Here is a 12,472-nt window from a genome sequence, read left to right as displayed (position 1 = left end):
GGCGACGACCTTGTCGCGATCCTCCGGCGCCAGCCCACTCGCCCGGCAGATACGGGTGTTGTAGGTGCGGTAGCGCGACAATGGAACGGCGACGCAGCCTTCGCCGATCGTGACCTCGATCAGGCGCGGCCGCTCCGAGCCGTCCGCCGGCGCGGGCAAGGCATCGCCGATATAGAAGGCCGCATGCGACCAGGTCGACTGGGTCAGGTACTTGATCGCCGCCGAGATCTTCTGGTTGCCCTCGATCAGCAGGATGTCGCCGGGCTCAAGCGTGCGACGCAGCGTTTCGGCATCGGAGGGGGTGTAGGGCTCGTAGCCGGACGATTCTTCCTGCAGCCGGCCGGCAAGCCAGCGGCCAAGTCGATCCAGAAGCGTGTCGCCGGGCTCGGTCATACTCCATGGCGATTAGCATGGGCGGGTAATGAGGGCTAGCGCACGCCTTTCTTCCCCCCGTCCGGACCGAGAGGAAGAGCGCCAAGTCATCCTACGATGCCGCGGCCTCTTCCGGCGGCGCAGCCAGATCGTCGCGCGCCTTGCGGGCCAGTTTGCGTGTCGAGCGTTTGGGACTGTCGCCGAACAGCTCGGCCGCCTCGGCAAGGCAGCTCTTCTTCAGCTGCTTTTCCGACCGCTTCAAAAGCTTGGCCAGAAGTTTCGTGTCCTCGGGCGGCCCGAGCAGCTGGTCGTCGGCCTCGAGCAGGGCGCGCATCACCAGCACATCGTGCAGGTCGCCCAGCCGCTCGCCCAGTTCGTCGACCGCGTTGCGCCTTGCTTTGATCGGTGTCGGCCACAGCCTGCCGAGCAGCGACAGATGCATGCCGTGGGTCTTGGCCGCCTTGCGCAGATCGTGGAAATCATCGGCCGCTCCCCGCGATCCGGCCTTGTCGAGCGCCTTCCTGGCGCGGCGCAGCGTGACGCGGGCGCCTTCGGCAAGCACGTCGGCCGCCTGTTCCGGCTGGTCGGGCAAGGCCAGCGTGCCGATGCGGTGCAGGCCCTCCTCGCAGGCGGCGGTCGCCGCGCCGATCGCCGCTTCGAGCCCTGTACCTTCGTGCAATTCATGCTGGCGCGCGATCAGCCTGTCGCGAACCGCGCCCAGCCCATCGTCGGCGCCCTCCTTGGGAAAGCTTGCCGCCAGGCGGTCGATGGTTTCGATCAGCGCTGTCGCCTCGCGCGGGCCGGCAAGCAGGGCCGCCACGTTGCGGTAGCACTGGTTTTCTGTCTCACAGAATGTTTCGTCACCGGAACGAACAAGCCGCAGCAAGGCGCGAGCGCTCTTCAGCCGCTTGCGGCATTTGTGCAGCGCCTGTTCCGGCCGGCTCCGTGCGGCGTCAAGATGATGCAGCGCCTTGCCGATCTCCTCGGCAAGGATTCTCCTGACCTCGCCGGTCAGCGGCAGGCGCGGATCGATGCGAAAGCTCATGCGGCGATCTCCGGAATCCCACCAAGGGCGAGCGACGCGTTGTAGAATTTCTGCTCGCCGGTGACTTCACGGCCGAGCCAGTCGGGCAGCATTTCGTCCGGCACGTCCTCCGGCGTCTCAAGTTCGGCGACCACAAGTCCCGCAAGCGGTCCGCCAAAGACATCGACTTCATAGAGATAGCCACGGTGCCTAACATGGTGACGTGTCTTCTCGATGACACGTCCGATGGCGAAGTCCAGCATCTCCACCGCCTCCGACAGCGGGATCGGGTATTCGAATTCGTCGCGCTCGCGCGCTTTGCTGCCGAATTTGAGCGTCAGCTTGGCGGAAGTGCCGTCGCTGATGCGGATGCGCACTGTGCGCCCGGGGCCGGCAGCGAGATAGAACTGGAGAATGCGGATATTGGCCTCGGCCAACTCCCGCCATGCGGTGCTGGTGACCAGGAATTTTCGTTCGACTTCCTTGCCCATGGCCGCGCACTAAAGCGTTTGCCGCCGTCGATGGCAAGACAATGACGAACAGAAGTTGACGTTAATCAATCGATTGATTAAAGTGCACTTATGATCAAACTACCTGAGCCCAAAGTTCTTCGTCGCGAGCCCGCCGAGATGACGCGCGCGGCGCTTGTCCAGGCGGCACTGAAGCTGTTCGGACGGCAGGGCTTCGACGGCACCTCGACGCGCGAGATCGCCGCCGAGGCGCGAGCCAATATCGGCTCGATCGCCTATCATTTCGGCGGCAAGGAGGGTCTTCGCACGGCCGCCGCCGACTTTATCGTCGAGACCATCCAGACGGTCGCCGGCCCGGCGCTCGGCAATGCGCAGGCGCCCGCGCCGGTCGGTCCGGAGGCAGCGCAGGCGCAGCTCTTCGCGGCGCTGGAGCGAATGGTCGGCTTTGTCGTGGCCAGTCCGCAGGCCGGTGAGATCGTGCAGTTCATCCTGCGCGAACTTTCCCATCCAACGGCAGCCCTCGATCGTATCTATGACGGTGTCTTCGAGCCGAGCCATCGCCGGCTGTGCCAGCTGTGGGAACAGGCAACTGGCGAGCCCGCCGAAAGCGAGGCCACAAGGCTCACCGTGTTCACGCTGATCGGCCAGGTCATCTATTTCCGCATCGGCCGTGAGGCGGTGATGCGCCGCATGGGCTGGCCCGATATCGGCGCCGCGGAGGCCGCCAAGGTGGTGGCGGTCACATCGGGCAATCTCAAGGCCATACTGGCCGCCAGAAAAGGGGCAAAGACAAAGGGGCAAAGACCATGAGCTTTCTGTGTTCGCTGCCGCTCGCCGCGCAGCTCTTCTCGGCCTGTGCCCCGGCAGCACCGCTGGCCGTCGGCTATGTCGAAGGCGACTACGTGCTGCTGGCGCCGATCGAGGTGGCGCAGGTAGAGACCGTCACGGTGAAGCGCGGCGACCGTGTGGTGCCTGGCACGACCGTGGTGACGCTGGAAAGTGCCGACGCAAAAATCGCTGTCGCGCAGGCGCAGGCCGGCCTTGCCCAGGCGCAGGCGCAATTGGCCGACCTGCAGATCGGCAAGCGGCCGGAAGAGATCGCCGTGCTGAAGGCCGAGGTCGATATGGCCAGCGCCCAGGCCGCCGACAATCAGGTCAAGCAGGCGCAGGCCGCGTTGGAGCAGGCGCAGTGGCGGCTGTCGAAACGGGTGCTGGCCGCCCCTTCGCCCGGCCGCGTCAACGACGTCATCCGCAATCCGGGCGATACATCAGGTCCGACCGCGCCTGTGATTTCGATCCTGCCCGACGGCGCGGTCAAGCTCAGCGTCTATATCCCGGAGAGCGCCTTCTCCTCGGTCAAGGTCGGCACCTTGCTCGGCGTCCATTGCGACGGCTGCGGCCCGGATGTTAAGGCGCGCGTCAGCTACGTCTCGCCGGATCCCGAGTTCACCCCGCCGGTGATCTATTCGCTCGAGAACCGGCAGAAGCTGGTCTACCTCGTCGAGGCGCGGCCGGAGGGCGATGCCGGCCCGCTGCAGCCCGGCCAGATCGTCGATGTCGATCTGGCGGACAGCGCAAGATGAACGCCATCGACGTACACGGCCTGGTCAAGCGCTTTGGCGACAAGACCGTCGTCGACCATGTGACGATGTCGGTTGCCGAGGGCGAGATCGTCGGCTTTCTCGGCCCCAACGGTTCGGGCAAGACGACCACCATCCGCATCATGTGCGGCCTGCTGACGCCGGACGAGGGCGAAGGCACGGTGCTCGGTTTCAACATCCGCACCGACAGCCTGCGCATCAAGCGCGAAGTCGGCTACATGACGCAGAAATTCTCGTTCTACGAGGATCTGACGATCGGCGAGAATCTCGAATTCGTGGCGCGGCTCTACCGGCTGAAGCCGGTCGAGGGGCATGTCGCGAGCACGTTGGAGGACCTCGGCCTGACGTCGCGCCGCAACCAGCTGGCCGGCACCTTGTCGGGCGGCTGGAAGCAGCGGCTGGCGCTGGCCGCCTGCATCATGCACAAGCCGAAATTGCTGCTGCTCGACGAGCCTACGGCCGGTGTCGACCCGAAGGCGAGGCGCGAGTTCTGGGACGAGATCCATCGCCTCGCCAGCGGCGGGCTGACCGTGCTGGTCTCCACCCACTATATGGACGAAGCCGAGCGCTGCCACCGCATCAGCTACATCTCCTATGGCAAGATGCTGGCCACCGGCACTGTCGCCGAAGTGGTGAAAAATGCCGGGCTGACCACCTTCGTCCTGCAGGGTCCGCGCCTCGATCAGGTCGCCGAAGCGCTTCAGGGCCGCCCCGGCGTCGATCAGGTGGCGCCGTTCGGCGCGACGCTGCATGTCGTCGGCTCCGACAAGAAGAAGCTCGAAGCCGTGCTTGCCGATGTCGAGAGAGAGCACAAGGGCGTGAAAGTTTCGCCCGGCGAAACCAGCCTCGAGGACGTCTTCATCCAGTTCATGTCCGGCTCGAAGGACAACATGGAATGAACAGCGTCTTTTCCTTCGCCCGGCTTGGCGCCTTGCTGATCAAGGAATTCATCCAGATGCGGCGCGACCGCATCACCTTCGCCATGATGCTCGGCGTGCCGCTGATACAATTGGTGCTTTTCGGCTACGCCATCAACAACGACCCGAAAAGCCTGCCGGCAGCACTCGTGGCGACGAGCAACGATCCCTATACGCGCGCCATTGTCGCGGCGCTGCAGACCACCGGTTACTATCGTTTCGACCATGTCGCGCAAAGTGCCGCCGAGGCCGAGTTCCTGATATCGCGCGGCGACGTTGCCTTCGTCGTCACCATCCCGGCCGATTTCGCCAGGAGGGTGGAGAGCGGCAACAGCCCGCAGATACTCATCGAGGCCGACGCCACCGACCCGGCGGTGGCCAGCGGCGCCATCTCGACGCTCGGCACAGTCGCCAGCCAGGCGCTGCTGAGGGCGCAAGGCACGCAGGAAGCCGCCGCCGAGGCCGCCAAGGGTCAGCTCGATGTCGTCGTACACCGGCGCTACAATCCCGAAGGCATCTCGCAATACAACATCGTGCCCGGCCTGCTGGGCGTCATCCTGCAGATGACCATGGTGATGATGACCTCGATCGCGCTGACACGCGAGACCGAGCGCGGAACGATGGAGAACCTGCTGGCGATGCCGTCCAGCCCGCTCGAGATCATGATGGGCAAGGTGCTGCCCTATCTGGCGGTCGGCGGCGTGCAGGTGGTGGTGGTGCTGGCGGCGGCGAAACTTCTGTTCGCCATCCCCTTCACCGGATCGATGTCGCTGCTCCTGACCGCCGTGCTGATCTTCGTGCTGGCGCTAGTGCTGCTCGGCTACACGATTTCGACCATCGCCCGCACGCAGATGCAGGCGCTCCAACTCACCTTCTTCTTCTTCCTGCCGTCGATCATGCTGTCCGGCTTCATGTTCCCGTATCGCGGCATGCCGGACTGGGCACAAATCTTCGGCGAGATATTCCCGCTGACGCATTTCCTACGCATCACCCGCGCGGTGATGCTGAAGGGGGCCGAACTGCCGGCCGTGGCAACGGAGATCGGCTGGCTGGTGGTGTTCGTGGCTTTGTTTGCCGGCGTAGCATTGGTGCGATTCAGGCGGACACTGGATTAGACGCCGCACGACCTCCAGTCTTGCTACCAGCCTTCGCTCCTTGCTCCGCCCGTGGATGACGAAGGGAGAAATGCTTTCGCCAATCTCCATGGTTTATAACTGCCACTAACCGTTGAGCGATTTCGGGCCGCTGACGAAGGCGCTCCCCTTGACGTAAAACCGCAGCGGGCGATCGGCATCCTTTGTAATGCCGATCCGGATGCCTTGGGCGATGTCGCCGCCTTGATGCTCGTCGGTTGCCAGCCATAGCGGGCCTTTGCGGCAAAGATCGAGCCCGTCGAGCGAACGATCGATCCGCAGTGCCTGGGCTAGCCTTCCCGGTCCTCGCGCAAGGTCGCGCAAGCGCTCGATGCCGCGATTGAGCCGCATGAGCGCAATGCCTTCGAGCGGCTCGAGCGCCCTGATGAGCACGCCGGTTCCGACCCCTGGCATCTCGCTCGAGACGTTGAGCATGTAGGAGATGCCGTAGGCGAGATAGACATAAGCGTGCCCAGCCTCGAGAAACAACGAACGGTTGCGCGGCGTCTGGCCCCGGTAGCCGTGCCCGGCGGCATCGCCGGTCACATAGGCCTCGGTCTCGACGATGCGGCCGCTGGCGATGCCTTCGGGCAGTTCGCGCACCACGATCTTGCCGATGAGAGTGCGGGCAAGGGATGCCGTATCGTCGGGCAGCTCAGAACGCGTGAGCGGGCGGTAGATGACCATGTTCAGCCCGGCGACGATTTGGAGGCGGGCGAGGAGTGATCCAAGGCGAAACCTGCCTCAGATCCATGTCGGATCCTTTGGACATCCCGTCTCAAGCCGCGGCCATGATCCCGGCATAAGTGCCGAAATCGACATTGCCGCCGGACAGCACCACGGCAACGCATTTGCCGGACAGTTCGATCTCGCCCGACGACAGCGCCGCCAACGCCACGCAGCCGCCGGGCTCGACCACCAGCTTGAGATAGGCCATGGCGTCGCGCATCGCCTGTGCCGTCGCCTTGTCGGAAACGGCGATGCCGCCTGCCAGGTTCCTGCGGTTGATCTCGAAGGTGATCAGGCCGGGCTCCGCGGTCAGGATCGCGTCGCAGATCGACGCGTGGCCGGGTTCGTTCGACACCCTGGCGCCGGCGGCCAGCGACCGGCGGGTGTCGTCGAAATGCTCGGGCTCCACCGCCCAGACCGCAGTGTTGGGCGAGGCGTCCTTGACGGCAACCGAAATGCCGCTGGTCAGGCCGCCGCCGCCGCAGGGAATGACGACCGCGTCGAGGTCGACGCCAAGCGCTTTTGCCTGGCGCATCAATTCGAGGCCGATCGTGCCTTGGCCCGCAATGATGGCCGGGTCGTCGAAGGGTGGCACCAGCACCATGCCTCTTTCCACGTAAGGGCGAACCACGCTCATGCGGTCGTCGCGAAAGCGGTCGAACGGCACCACCTCCGCCCCCATCTTGCGGACGTTAGCGATCTTCATCGCCGGCGCGTCTGAAGGCATGGCGATGACCGCCTTGACGCCGAACATCGCGGCCGAAGCGGCGACACCCTGCGCATGATTGCCCGACGAGAAGGCGACGACGCCCTGGCTGCGTTCTTCGTCGCTCAGCGACGACAGCTTGTTGTAGGCACCACGGAACTTGAACGAGCCGGTACGCTGCAGCGTCTCCGGCTTGAACAGGATGCGGCCGCCGAAGCGCTTGTTCAGCTCCTGCGATTCGATCAACGGGGTTTCGACGATCAGGCCGGCGAGACGCGCGGCGGCGGCGTGGATGTCGGCGATGCCGGGAGGGGTGGTGGCGGTCATGTGAGGTCCAGTGGACAGGGGTCTTTCCATGATGCCCGCAAAGGGAGGCGGCGCACCATGGGAAAAATGTGACCGTTACAAGGTTTAGCGAGACGGTCGCCAACGCCTCGGCTGCACGCCCCCCTCTGGCCTGCGGACATCTCCCCACGGGTGGGGAGATCGGCTGGGTATCCGCTTTCGCCAATTTCCAACGTTGAAGAAGGGGCACACCTAATGAAGCTGACAATCTCCCCCACGTGGGGGAGATGTCCGGTAGGACAGAGGGGGGCGCCGTCCCGCCGCCGTCTCACGAGTTTCACCCCAACAGCGTCCTCTGCCTCTTGCTCCCGCCCAGCTTGCGCCAGTTGTTGAAGCGGTGGCTGGCGGCGGCAAAGGATATCTTCATCTGCTGGGCGACCGAATAGCGCGACTTGCCCTCGTCGAACATGCGGTAGCAGCACTCGACGCCTTCCTCGGTCAGTTTGCCGTCCGGCGCCTTGTTGTGCGGATTGGCGGGGTCGAATTTCTCGACCTGCTGCTCGACCAGGCCTTTCAGGCGCTGCAGATCGGCCTCGATGCTGGCGATGAGATCGAGAACGGGCTTTGGGTCATAGGGATGCGGAGGCTGTTTTGCCGTCATCTGCGGGTTCCTTGTTCTGGCTGGGTTGAATTATATAGGTGAACATTCACTGATAATGAAGGGGTCGGCCCGGCATGCGAGCTTCAACAATTCTTGACCGCGACCCAAGCGCGCAATTGACCGGAGGCACCTTGAGCCCTAGTTTAGAACTATTCTAAACTAGGGTGAATTCCTCATGCTTTCCCGTGTTTTCGGCTTCGGCCGCCGCCCCTTCGAATCGCTTTCCGAACAGGAGATCCTGGCGCTGGCCATTTCGTCCGAGGAGGATGACGGTCGCATCTATCGGGCCTATGCCGACGGCCTGACGGAAAACTTCCCGCAATCGGCAAAAGTGTTCGAGGAGATGGCCGAGGAAGAGGATGGCCATCGCGATTCGCTGATCGAGCTTTTCCGCAAGCGTTTCGGCGAGCGCATTCCGCTGATCCGGCGCGAACATGTGAAGGGCTATTACGAGCGCAAGCCCGACTGGCTGGTCCGGCCGCTCGGCATCGAGCACGTGCGCAGCCAGGCCGAGGCGATGGAGCGGCAAGCCTACCTTTTCTATGTCGAGGCTGCCAAGCGCACGGCGGATGCCTCGACGCGAAAACTGCTCGACGATCTGGCGGTGGCCGAACTGGGCCATGAGACACTGGCGCAGCGGCTGGAGCAGAAACATGTGCCGGGCGAAGTGAAGGATGAAGAGACCGCCGCCGAGCAGCGCCAGTTCATCCTCACCTATGTGCAACCAGGGCTGGCCGGGCTGATGGACGGATCGGTGTCCACACTGGCGCCGATCTTTGCTGCCGCCTTTGCCACGCATGACACCTGGCAGACGCTGCTGGTCGGGCTTGCCGCCTCGATCGGCGCCGGCATTTCGATGGGCTTCACCGAAGTCGCTTCAGACGACGGCAAGCTGTCGGGCCGCGGCTCGCCGCTCAAGCGCGGTCTGACCGTCGGCATCATGACGACGCTAGGCGGTCTCGGGCATGCACTCCCCTATCTCATTCCGCATTTCTGGACGGCGACCGGGGTTGCCGCGGTGGTGGTGTTCTTCGAATTGTGGGCGATCGCTTTTGTCCAGAACCGCTACATGCAGACGCCCTTCCTGCGCGCCGCCTTCCAGGTGGTGCTGGGCGGCGCCCTGGTGTTCGCGGCCGGCGTGCTGATCGGGAATGCGTGAGTAGCCTCACTCACCCATTCACCGCCCGACTGTCGGCCGGCGCCTCGTCCCTTTCCGTCAGCCCATAGTCCCTCACGACATGGGCGATGCGCAATCGGTAGCCGGCAAAGATGCCGCCGCGACCGGCCTTCTGCGCCTGCCGGTGTTCCTCGGTGTTGCGCCAGTCCTTCACGGCTTCCTCATCTCGCCAGAACGACAGCGACAGGATGCGGTTCGGATCGGCCAGGCTCTGAAAACGCTCGATGGAGAGAAAGCCGTCAATGCCGTCGAGCAGCGGACGCAGGTCCGCGGCGATGCTCAGATAGGCATCGCGCCGGCCCTCCGCCGGTTCGACCTCGAAGATGACGGCAATCACGGCAGCACCAGTTTCGCGTGCGGGCCTGAGGCCAGTTTCAGGAACATGCGATCCTCCTTCAGGATGAATCTCTCGCGTTTGGCGAACTCGTAGTTTGCCTTGCCGGCGGGATCGGCGGCAAGCCGGGCGCGATAGGCTTCGTAGGCGGCCAGGCTTTCGATGTTATAGGCCGCATAGGCGGTCGTCGCCGAGCCCTCATGCGGCGCGTAATAGCCGATCAGATCGGCGCCGCAGCGCGGAATGGCCTGACCCCAGTTGCGCGCATACTCCTCGAAGGCCGCCTTGCCGAACGGGTCGATCTCGTAGCGGATGAAGCAGGTGATGGTCATTGTGGTCTCCTCGGGGCTGCGTCAATAGTTTGAACGACATCGAAACGTCGTGCCGACTGGTCTGCTAGGGCTGCCAGAAGGACTTCGCGCATTCGCGGCGCACGTCTTGCCGCGTCAGGCCAAGGTCGCGCAGCTGATGGTCGTCGATCTCGGCAAGGTCGAGACGCTGCAGATGGCGGTCATACCAGCGGGCCAGCAGCCGCGAACGCAACCAGCTGACGAACGGGAAGAACCGACGGCTGTGGAGCGGGGCTGAGGGGAAAGCGGTTCGTGCGGCCATCGTCGTCTCCTTGATCTCACCGGAGAATAGTGATTATCTGACAAGAACGCTTCGATGAGGAACGAACTATGCGCGAAGGACCCGACATCGCCCGCATCGCCAGCCTGGTCGGCGACCCGGCACGGGCAAACATGCTAAATGCCCTGATGGGCGGCACGGCGCTGACGGCAAGCGAGCTGGCGCTCGAGGCCGGCGTCTCGCTGCCGACCGCCAGCTCGCACCTGGGCAAACTGATGGAAGGTGGGCTGCTCACGGTGGCGAGCCAGGGCCGGCATCGCTATTACGGCCTCGCCGGACCGCAGGTGGCGGGCATGATCGAAGCCATCACAGGCGTCGCGGAAGCCGTCGGTCCAAAGCGTGTGCGGCCGGGTCCGCGCGATGCAGCGATGCGCGTGGCGCGCGTCTGCTACGATCACCTCGCCGGCGAGCAGGCAGTGGCGATGCTCGACCGGCTCGTCGCCAAGAACGTACTGGTCCGCGACGAACAAGAGATCAGGCTCGGGCCATCGGCGGCTTCGCATTTCGCCGCGATCGGCATCGACGTCTACACCAAGCCGCGCCGGCCGGTATGCCGCGCCTGCCTCGACTGGAGCGTGCGCCGTTCGCACCTCGCCGGCACGCTGGGCGCCGCCATCCTCGACAAGATCCTTGCCGAGAAATGGGCGCGCCGCGAGAAGGACAGCCGCGCGGTGATTTTCTCGCTGCCGGGCAAGCAGGCTTTCGAGAAGGTGTTTCTGAGCTGAGGAGCCGACGCTGATTTCGTCACGCTGGCAGGCCAGAGGGGGCGCGAAGGATCGCTGCGCTGGCAAATTGCGCGAACTACCCCCGCTTCAACGCCTTCCCCTGCTTGAAAAATTCCCTCCACGGATCGGCTTTCGCCAGCTGCTTCAGCGTCGTCTTGTCGCCGATCGGGAAAGCGTTCGGCGGCAAGCCGGCCTCGATCTCTGGCCAGGTCACCGGCATCGACACGGTGGCGCCTTTCTTGGCGCGCGAGGAATAGGGCGCGACCGTCGTCGAGCCCCTGCCGTTGCGCAGATAGTCGACGAAGATCTTTCCCGTGCGCGCTTTTTTCGACAGCGTCGCCGTGTAGCGATCGGGGGCACCCTGCTCCAACGCGCGGGCAAAGTCATGGGCGAAGCCCTTCACCGCATCCCAATCCGCCGCCGGTTTCAGCGGCACCAGCACGTGATAGCCCTTGCCGCCCGAGGTCTTGACGAAATTCGGCAGCGACAGCTCGTCGAGCTTGCCCCGGATATCGAGTGCCGCCTCGCGCACCGCCTTCACGTCGACACCTTCATCGGGATCGAGATCGAAGATGATCTGGTCGGGCTTCTCGATCTCATCGATCGTGCACCCCCAGATGTGGATCTCGACCACGCCATACTGGACCAGTGCGGCAACACCATCGAAATCCCGGATGAACAGGATTTCCTCGCCGTCGGTCGGGTCCTTCATGCGCGCGATCTTGTCGCTCATGCCAGCCGAGGCATGCTTCTGGAAGAAACGCTGGCCGCCGACGCCGTCCGGCGCCCGCACCAGGCTGAGCGGCCGGTTGACCACGAACTGTTCCATGCGCGGCCAAACCTGTGCGTAATGGTCGAGCAGGCCCTGCTTGGATATGTTTTCGTCCGGCCACAGCAGCTTGTCGGGATGCGAGAGTTTGACCGTGGTCGTGATCGACCCGGCGGCTTTGCCGCCTGATGCCGGCTTGGCCGTGCTCTTGCCTGTCGATGGCTTGCCTGTCGCCGCTTTGGGCTTTTCCTGCACGACTTCCTCCGCCGGCTTGTCCTCGCGCAACCCCTGGAACGAGGCGTGGCGTATTATACGGTCCGAGGTCCAGCTGCGAAACTCCACTTCGCCGACAAGTTCAGGCTTGACCCAGACCAGGCCCTTGCCCTTCGGCACGGCGGTGGCGAAGGGCGATGATTTTGCCGTCAACGCATCGAGTTTTGCCTTCAGCTCATTGGCGCCCTTGCCCGAAAAACCAGTGCCGACGCGGCCGGCATAATGCAGCTTGCCGCCCTCGTGGAAGCCGACCAGGATCGAGCGCAGTCCGCGCCCGGTCTTGTCCGACGGCAGGTAGCCGCCGATGACGAATTCCTGCCGCGCCGTGCATTTCGATTTGACCCAGGTCGGGCCGCGGCCGCTGCGGTAGGGTGCATCGGCACGCTTGGAGACGACGCCTTCCAGGCCCATCCGGCAGGCATGCTCCAGCATGATCTTGCCGGGTTCGGCGAAATGGTCGCTGAAGCGGACCGCCGCATTGTCGGACTGTTCGCCGAGCAGTTCCTGCAAGGCCTGCTTACGCTCGACCAGCGGCTCGCGCCGAAGATCCTGCCCATCGAGCCGCATCAGGTCGAACACGTAATAGATGAAGCGATTGGTCCGCTTCGCCGACAGGTCCTGCTGCAGCAGCGCGAAAGACGAGACGCCGCTGTCGGCCAGCACCAC

15 protein-coding genes and 1 pseudogene are annotated in these 12,472 nt (G+C 64.3%); 6 read left to right on the top strand and 10 right to left on the bottom strand.

The genetic code is table 11. The features are described 5' to 3' along the window. The 3 genes and pseudogenes from ENZ74_RS07425 to ENZ74_RS07415 all read right to left on the bottom strand — a co-directional run. Nucleotides 1–393: pseudogene (locus tag ENZ74_RS07425) on the bottom strand (lipo-like protein); the annotation flags it as partial. Between the two features lie 91 nt (nucleotides 394–484). Further along, complete coding sequence (locus tag ENZ74_RS07420) at nucleotides 485–1,417, bottom strand: CHAD domain-containing protein (protein WP_063169643.1); 933 nt, start codon at nucleotides 1,415–1,417, stop codon at nucleotides 485–487. Further along, nucleotides 1,414–1,887, bottom strand: a complete 474-nt coding sequence (locus ENZ74_RS07415) for a CYTH domain-containing protein (protein WP_013528659.1) — start codon at nucleotides 1,885–1,887, stop codon at nucleotides 1,414–1,416. Before ENZ74_RS07415 ends, ENZ74_RS07420 begins: the two co-directional genes overlap by 4 nt. 90 nt (nucleotides 1,888–1,977) lie before the next feature. Between ENZ74_RS07415 and ENZ74_RS07410 the strand changes: the two genes are divergently transcribed. From ENZ74_RS07410 to ENZ74_RS07395, 4 genes are read left to right on the top strand one after another with little or no spacing between them, the layout of a single operon-like run. Next, nucleotides 1,978–2,676 carry a CerR family C-terminal domain-containing protein gene (locus ENZ74_RS07410; RefSeq protein WP_063169644.1) on the top strand — a complete coding sequence of 233 codons (699 nt, stop codon included), beginning with the start codon at nucleotides 1,978–1,980 and terminating at the stop codon, nucleotides 2,674–2,676. Then, nucleotides 2,673–3,449 carry an HlyD family efflux transporter periplasmic adaptor subunit gene (locus ENZ74_RS07405; RefSeq protein ID WP_127312715.1) on the top strand — a complete coding sequence of 259 codons (777 nt, stop codon included), beginning with the start codon at nucleotides 2,673–2,675 and terminating at the stop codon, nucleotides 3,447–3,449. Before ENZ74_RS07410 ends, ENZ74_RS07405 begins: the two co-directional genes overlap by 4 nt. Next, nucleotides 3,446–4,366: an ABC transporter ATP-binding protein gene (locus ENZ74_RS07400; RefSeq protein WP_063169645.1), complete on the top strand. Its 921-nt coding sequence runs from the start codon at nucleotides 3,446–3,448 to the stop codon at nucleotides 4,364–4,366. Before ENZ74_RS07405 ends, ENZ74_RS07400 begins: the two co-directional genes overlap by 4 nt. Continuing rightward, the gene (locus ENZ74_RS07395; RefSeq protein WP_013528655.1) at nucleotides 4,363–5,499 is read left to right on the top strand and encodes an ABC transporter permease; all 1,137 of its coding nucleotides are present in this window, start codon (nucleotides 4,363–4,365) and stop codon (nucleotides 5,497–5,499) included. Before ENZ74_RS07400 ends, ENZ74_RS07395 begins: the two co-directional genes overlap by 4 nt. 105 nt (nucleotides 5,500–5,604) lie before the next feature. On the opposite strand, the gene ENZ74_RS07390 is transcribed toward ENZ74_RS07395, so the two are convergent. From ENZ74_RS07390 to ENZ74_RS07380, 3 genes are all read right to left on the bottom strand, one after another. Beyond that, nucleotides 5,605–6,204, bottom strand: coding sequence for a DNA-3-methyladenine glycosylase (locus ENZ74_RS07390; protein ID WP_063169646.1), 600 nt, complete (start codon nucleotides 6,202–6,204; stop codon nucleotides 5,605–5,607). 91 nt (nucleotides 6,205–6,295) lie between these two features. Further along, the gene (locus tag ENZ74_RS07385; RefSeq protein WP_027161221.1) at nucleotides 6,296–7,279 is read right to left on the bottom strand and encodes a threonine/serine dehydratase; all 984 of its coding nucleotides are present in this window, start codon (nucleotides 7,277–7,279) and stop codon (nucleotides 6,296–6,298) included. A 295-nt stretch (nucleotides 7,280–7,574) separates the two neighbouring features. Then, entirely contained in the window at nucleotides 7,575–7,898 is a 324-nt protein-coding gene (locus tag ENZ74_RS07380; RefSeq protein WP_024502197.1) for a hypothetical protein, read from the bottom strand. A gap of 175 nt (nucleotides 7,899–8,073) precedes the next feature. Here ENZ74_RS07380 and mbfA point away from each other — a divergent pair, with 175 nt between their 5' ends. Beyond that, nucleotides 8,074–9,057 carry an iron exporter MbfA gene (gene mbfA / locus ENZ74_RS07375; RefSeq protein WP_013528652.1) on the top strand — a complete coding sequence of 328 codons (984 nt, stop codon included), beginning with the start codon at nucleotides 8,074–8,076 and terminating at the stop codon, nucleotides 9,055–9,057. Between the two features lie 10 nt (nucleotides 9,058–9,067). On the opposite strand, the gene ENZ74_RS07370 is transcribed toward mbfA, so the two are convergent. The 3 genes from ENZ74_RS07370 to ENZ74_RS07360 all read right to left on the bottom strand — a co-directional run bounded on the left by ENZ74_RS07370 (nucleotide 9,068) and on the right by ENZ74_RS07360 (nucleotide 10,021). Continuing rightward, complete coding sequence (locus ENZ74_RS07370; protein ID WP_013528651.1) at nucleotides 9,068–9,412, bottom strand: antibiotic biosynthesis monooxygenase; 345 nt, start codon at nucleotides 9,410–9,412, stop codon at nucleotides 9,068–9,070. Continuing rightward, nucleotides 9,409–9,741, bottom strand: a complete 333-nt coding sequence (locus ENZ74_RS07365) for an NIPSNAP family protein (RefSeq protein WP_013528650.1) — start codon at nucleotides 9,739–9,741, stop codon at nucleotides 9,409–9,411. Before ENZ74_RS07365 ends, ENZ74_RS07370 begins: the two co-directional genes overlap by 4 nt. A gap of 64 nt (nucleotides 9,742–9,805) precedes the next feature. Continuing rightward, nucleotides 9,806–10,021 (bottom strand): DUF1127 domain-containing protein, encoded by a 216-nt coding sequence (locus ENZ74_RS07360; protein WP_063169647.1) that lies wholly within the window; start codon nucleotides 10,019–10,021, stop codon nucleotides 9,806–9,808. Between the two features lie 68 nt (nucleotides 10,022–10,089). On the opposite strand from ENZ74_RS07360, the gene ENZ74_RS07355 reads away from it, so the two are divergent. After that, a complete protein-coding gene (locus ENZ74_RS07355; RefSeq protein WP_013528648.1) occupies nucleotides 10,090–10,764 on the top strand; it encodes a winged helix-turn-helix domain-containing protein in 675 nt (224 codons plus the stop codon). Between the two features lie 76 nt (nucleotides 10,765–10,840). Here ENZ74_RS07355 and ligD read toward each other — a convergent pair. Further along, nucleotides 10,841–12,472 (bottom strand): DNA ligase D (gene ligD, locus ENZ74_RS07350; protein WP_127312714.1); only part of this gene is annotated, 1,632 nt, incomplete at its 5' end.

Origin of the sequence: Mesorhizobium sp. M7A.F.Ca.CA.002.15.2.1 (assembly GCF_003998715.1) — a bacterium.
GTDB lineage: Bacteria > Pseudomonadota > Alphaproteobacteria > Rhizobiales > Rhizobiaceae > Mesorhizobium > Mesorhizobium ciceri.
Note: the sequence above shows the minus strand (reverse complement) of the source record. Positions and strands in the feature narration are given on the sequence as shown.

Bases quoted from the DNA above. Each gene is read 5' to 3' on its own strand.
- ENZ74_RS07420 (WP_063169643.1), bottom strand. From the start codon at position 1,417: ATGAGCTTTCGCATCGATCCGCGCCTGCCGCTGACCGGCGAGGTCAGG.
- ENZ74_RS07415 (WP_013528659.1), bottom strand. From the start codon at position 1,887: ATGGGCAAGGAAGTCGAACGAAAATTCCTGGTCACCAGCACCGCATGG.
- ENZ74_RS07410 (WP_063169644.1), top strand. From the start codon at position 1,978: ATGATCAAACTACCTGAGCCCAAAGTTCTTCGTCGCGAGCCCGCCGAG.
- ENZ74_RS07405 (WP_127312715.1), top strand. From the start codon at position 2,673: ATGAGCTTTCTGTGTTCGCTGCCGCTCGCCGCGCAGCTCTTCTCGGCC.
- ENZ74_RS07400 (WP_063169645.1), top strand. From the start codon at position 3,446: ATGAACGCCATCGACGTACACGGCCTGGTCAAGCGCTTTGGCGACAAG.
- ENZ74_RS07395 (WP_013528655.1), top strand. From the start codon at position 4,363: ATGAACAGCGTCTTTTCCTTCGCCCGGCTTGGCGCCTTGCTGATCAAG.
- ENZ74_RS07390 (WP_063169646.1), bottom strand. From the start codon at position 6,204: ATGGTCATCTACCGCCCGCTCACGCGTTCTGAGCTGCCCGACGATACG.
- ENZ74_RS07385 (WP_027161221.1), bottom strand. From the start codon at position 7,279: ATGACCGCCACCACCCCTCCCGGCATCGCCGACATCCACGCCGCCGCC.
- ENZ74_RS07380 (WP_024502197.1), bottom strand. From the start codon at position 7,898: ATGACGGCAAAACAGCCTCCGCATCCCTATGACCCAAAGCCCGTTCTC.
- mbfA (WP_013528652.1), top strand. From the start codon at position 8,074: ATGCTTTCCCGTGTTTTCGGCTTCGGCCGCCGCCCCTTCGAATCGCTT.
- ENZ74_RS07365 (WP_013528650.1), bottom strand. From the start codon at position 9,741: ATGACCATCACCTGCTTCATCCGCTACGAGATCGACCCGTTCGGCAAG.
- ENZ74_RS07360 (WP_063169647.1), bottom strand. From the start codon at position 10,021: ATGGCCGCACGAACCGCTTTCCCCTCAGCCCCGCTCCACAGCCGTCGG.
- ENZ74_RS07355 (WP_013528648.1), top strand. From the start codon at position 10,090: ATGCGCGAAGGACCCGACATCGCCCGCATCGCCAGCCTGGTCGGCGAC.